Annotated in this window: 3 protein-coding genes and 1 pseudogene; 1 reads left to right on the top strand and 3 read right to left on the bottom strand. The window is 67.2% G+C overall.

Going from position 1 to position 4,393, the window contains the following annotated elements; all coding sequences use genetic code 11:
• Positions 1–578 (top strand): annotated as a pseudogene (locus EN781_RS27135) (DNA mismatch repair protein MutS); the annotation flags it as partial.
• 12 nt (positions 579–590) lie between these two features.
• On the opposite strand, the gene EN781_RS27140 reads toward EN781_RS27135, so the two are convergent.
• From EN781_RS27140 to EN781_RS27150, 3 genes are all read right to left on the bottom strand, one after another.
• Positions 591–1,436, bottom strand: a complete 846-nt coding sequence (locus tag EN781_RS27140; RefSeq protein WP_126056807.1) for an aldo/keto reductase — start codon at positions 1,434–1,436, stop codon at positions 591–593.
• A gap of 93 nt (positions 1,437–1,529) precedes the next feature.
• A complete protein-coding gene (locus EN781_RS27145) occupies positions 1,530–1,922 on the bottom strand; it encodes a DUF305 domain-containing protein (RefSeq protein ID WP_126056808.1) in 393 nt (130 codons plus the stop codon).
• Positions 1,923–1,966: 44 nt separating this feature from the next.
• A partial coding sequence (locus tag EN781_RS27150; protein WP_127400505.1) for a heavy metal translocating P-type ATPase occupies positions 1,967–4,393 on the bottom strand: 2,427 nt, incomplete at its 5' end.

Raw genomic sequence — 4,393 nt, forward strand, 5'->3', positions numbered from 1 at the left:
GTCGAGATGGTCGAGACGGCCGCGATCCTAACCAGGCAGGCGAGCGGGCGCTGGTGATCCTCGATGAGATCGGCCGCGGCACAGCGACCTTCGACGGCCTATCGATCGCCTGGGCGGCGGTGGAGTATCTGCACGAGAAGAACCGGTGCCGAGCGATCTTCGCCACGCATTTCCACGAGATGACGGCGCTGGCCGGCAAGCTCCCCCGCCTCTCCAACGTCACCATGCGGGTCAAGGAATGGGAGGGCGAGGTTGTGTTCCTGCACGAAGTCGGCAAGGGCGCGGCGGACCGTTCCTACGGCGTACAGGTGGCGCGGCTCGCCGGCCTGCCGGAGGCCGTGGTGGCGCGGGCAAAAGAAGTGCTGCACCAACTCGAGGAAGGCGAGGTGTCGGGCAAGGCCAATCGCCTGGTCGACGACCTGCCGCTGTTTTCGGTGGCGGCGAAACGCGAAGCACCTAGGCCGGCAAAGAACGACGCGCTGAGCGACGCACTCGTCACGATCAATCCCGACGAGATGACGCCGCGCGAGGCGCTGGAGGCGCTCTACAGGCTGAAGGGGTTGGCTACAAAGCCCTGACGCGGCGCGGCTTCAAATCATCTCCAGCCCACGCTTGCGGGTGGGCGGCGGGAAGGCGCGGTCGAGCTCGGCGAAGTCCTCCGGTGTCAGCCTGATGTCGAGCGCGGCAACGTTCTGGCGGACATGCTCGGGCTTGCTCGCCTTCGGAATGGCGATGACGCCTTCCTGGCCCATTACCCAGGCAAGGGCGATCTGCGCGGCCGTCGCGTTGTGGCGGGCGGCGATGGCTTCCAGCCGGCCATTGCGCGCCAGCGCGCCCTGCTCGACCGGCGAATAGGCCATCAGCGGAATGCCGCGCTCCCGGCTCCAGGGCGCGAGGTCGAATTCGGGGCCGCGACGCGCAAGATTGTAGAGCACCTGATTTGTCTGGACGCTGCTGCCGTCGCGCAGCCCGACCAGTTCCTCCATCTCATCGGTGTCGAAATTGCTGACGCCCCAATGGCCGATCTTGCCGGTCGCCTTCAGCGCCTCGAAAGCCTCGACGGTCTCGGCCAGCGGCACGCTGCCCGGCCAGTGCAGCAGATAGAGGTCGATGCGGTCCGTGGCGAGACGCCTCAGACTGTTCTCGCAGGCCCGCTTCACCCCGGCGCGCGAGGCATTGGACGGCAGCACCTTGCTAACCAGGAACAGCTCGTCGCGCCGCCCGGCGATGGCCTCCGCCACCACTTCCTCGGCGCCGCCGCTGGCATACATCTCCGCGGTGTCGATCAGCGTCATGCCGAGGTCGAGCCCAAGCCGCAAGGCCCTCACCTCGTCGGCGCGGTGGCGGCTGTCCTCGCCCATTTTCCAAGTGCCCTGGCCGAGCACCTGGACGGCTTCGCCCGAGGGCAATGTGGTGGTTCTGATGGTCGATGGCATGACTGGGCTCTCATTGACGGCGGGATCGCATCACAGCCGCGATAGGAAATCCAGTGGTGCCAAGCCCGCCCGGATTTCTCGCGTGCCAAAAACCTACTTCGCCGGATGGGCGGCGAGCCAGGCCTGCATCTCCTTGATCTCGGCCTCCTGCGCCTTGAGGACACCTTCGGCGAGCCTGCGGATTTCCGGATCCTTGCCGTTGGCGAGCACCACCTTGGCCATGTCGATGGCGCCCTGGTGATGCGGGATCATGCCGCGGACGAAGTCGACGTCGGCATCGCCCGAATACTCATCTGCCATCATGGCGGCATGCATCTTGTCCATCGCCGCCTTGTAGTCGGCGGTCGAAGGGCTCTCCGCGCCCATCGCCATGCCGGACATGTCGTGCTTCATCTCCTGCGACTGCGCCGGAACGCTTTCGAGGAAGACGGCGAGCAGCATTCCCACCGCCATCAGCAGCAACACGATCTTCTTGGCCAAGGTCATCCAGTATCTCCTGTTGATGGGATAGTCGTATTTGGGAGCTTCGATCAGAGTTTCAACGTCCTCAGCCGCAATGCGTTGCCGATGACCGAGACCGAGGACAGGCTCATCGCCGCCGCCGCCAGCATCGGCGACAGCAGCGTGCCGGTGAGCGGGTAGAGCACGCCCGCCGCGACGGGCACCCCGAGCACGTTGTAGAGGAAAGCGAAGAAAAGGTTCTGGCGGATGTTGCGGATCGTCGCCCGGGCAAGCGTGCGGGCCCTGACGATGCCGTTGAGATCGCCCTTGACCAGCGTGATGCCGGCGCTTTCCACCGCAACATCGGCGCCGGTGCCCATGGCGATGCCAACATCGGCGGCGGCAAGTGCCGGCGCATCGTTGACGCCGTCGCCGGCCATGGCGACACCTGCGCCCTTGGTGCGCAGTTCCTCGACCAGCGCGCCCTTCTGCTCGGGCAGCAGGCCGGCGCGCACTTCGTCGATGCCGAGCTTGCCAGCGATGGCGCTCGCCGTGCGCTCATTGTCGCCGGTCGCCATTATGATCCGCAAGCCGCTGTCATGCAGCGCCCGGATCGCCTCGGCCGTCGTCGCCTTGACCGGGTCGGCGACGGCGACGATGCCGGCCAGCCTGCCGCCAATGGCGACGAACATCGCCGTCTTGCCCTCGCCCCGCAGCGCGTCCGCCGGCCCTGAAACCAGGCCCGTGTCGATGCCGAGATCGGCCATCATCGCCGGATTGCCGAGCGCGACCTTGCTGCCGGCCACCGTGCCGGACACACCCTTGCCGGTGACCGCCTCGAAGTCGCCGGCATCGGCTATCTTGATACCGCGGTCCGCCGCACCCTCGACGATCGCCTCGGCAAGCGGATGCTCCGAACCCTTCTCAAGCGAGGCGGCCAGCGCCAGAAGTTCGTTTTCCGCGATGCCGCCGGCGGGGACGACGTCGGTCAGCCGCGGCCGGCCCTCGGTCAGCGTGCCGGTCTTGTCGACGATCAGCGTGTCAACGGAAGCGAAGCGCTCCAGCGCCGCCGCCTCCTTGATCAGCACGCCGGCATGGGCGCCGCGTCCGGTCGCCGTCATGATCGACATCGGCGTCGCCAGCCCCAGCGCGCATGGGCAGGCGATGATCAGCACCGACACCGCCGAGACGATGGCGAAGATCAGGCTGGGCTGCGGCCCGAGGACCGCCCAGGCGGCGAAGGCGGCGAGCGCCACCAGCACGACGGCCGGGACGAAATAGAAGGAAACACGGTCCGCCAGTCCCTGGATCGGCGCCCGCGAGCGCTGCGCCTTGGCAACCAGTTCGACGATGCGCGACAGCGTCGTCTCGGCGCCGATGCGCTCGGCGCGCATGACCAGCGAGCCGTTCTTGTTGAGCGTGCCGCCGGTCAGCGCGTCGCCCTCGGTCTTTTCGACCGGCAGCGGCTCGCCGGTGATCATCGATTCGTCGATCGCCGAGCGCCCCTCGAGCACGACGCCGTCAACCGGGACGGCATCGCCCGGACGGATGCGCAGCCGGTCGCCGGCCTTGACCGTATCGAGCGGCACGTCGCTCTCGGAGCCGTCGGCGCCGATCAGCCGCGCCGTCTTCGGTGCCAGGTCGAGCAGTGCGCGGATGGCCGAGCCGGTGCGCTCGCGGGCTCTGAGCTCCAGCACCTGGCCGAGGAACACCAGTGCCACGATGACGGCGGCGGCCTCGAAATAGACAGGCACGGCGCCGCCATGGCCGCGGAACTGGTGTGGAAAGATGTCCGGAAACAGCGTGGCGGCGACGCTGTAGAGGTAGGCCGCGCCGACGCCGAGCGAGATCAGCGTCCACATGTTGGGGCTGCGGTTGCGGATCGAGTCCCAGCCGCGATGGAAGAACGGGAACGCCGCCCACAGCACGACAGGGCTCGCCAGCGCTAGCTCCGCCCATGTCTTCGTGCGGTCGTCGATTAAGCTTTCGAAGCTCAGGCCGAGCATAGGCGCCATGGCGATGACGAGCAGGGGCAAGGACAGCACTGCGCTGACCCAGAATCGCCGGGTGAAATCGACAAGTTCGGGATTCGGACCCTCGTCGCCGGTCGGCACTCCCATCGGCTCCAGCGCCATGCCGCAGATCGGGCAAGCGCCCGGCTTGTCGCGGATGATCTCGGGATGCATCGGACAGGTGTATTGCGTGCCCTTCGGCATCGGCTGTGGTGCCGGCCGGTCGCCGAGATAATTGGCCGGCGCGGCCTCGAACTTGCCCTTGCAGCCGGCCGAGCAGAAGTAGAAGCCCTGGCCCTCGTGGCGGATAAAGTGTCTGGCGCTGGAGCGATCGACACTCATGCCGCAAACGGGATCGGTGGCGGTCAGGTATCTTTCCGGATCGGCGTCGAATTTCGAACGGCAGCCCTCGCTGCAAAAATGATGGATCTGGCCGCCATGCTCGGCGGTCGGCTTGCCGGCGGTCTGATCGACCGTCATGCCGCAGACCGGATCGCGGATGAC

The sequence above is a fragment of the Mesorhizobium sp. M4A.F.Ca.ET.090.04.2.1 genome, from assembly GCF_003999085.1.
Classification (GTDB): domain Bacteria; phylum Pseudomonadota; class Alphaproteobacteria; order Rhizobiales; family Rhizobiaceae; genus Mesorhizobium.

Coding starts and splice junctions, on each gene's coding strand:
- EN781_RS27145 (WP_126056808.1), bottom strand. CDS start 1,922: ATGACCTTGGCCAAGAAGATCGTGTTGCTGCTGATGGCGGTGGGAATG.
- EN781_RS27140 (WP_126056807.1), bottom strand. CDS start 1,436: ATGCCATCGACCATCAGAACCACCACATTGCCCTCGGGCGAAGCCGTC.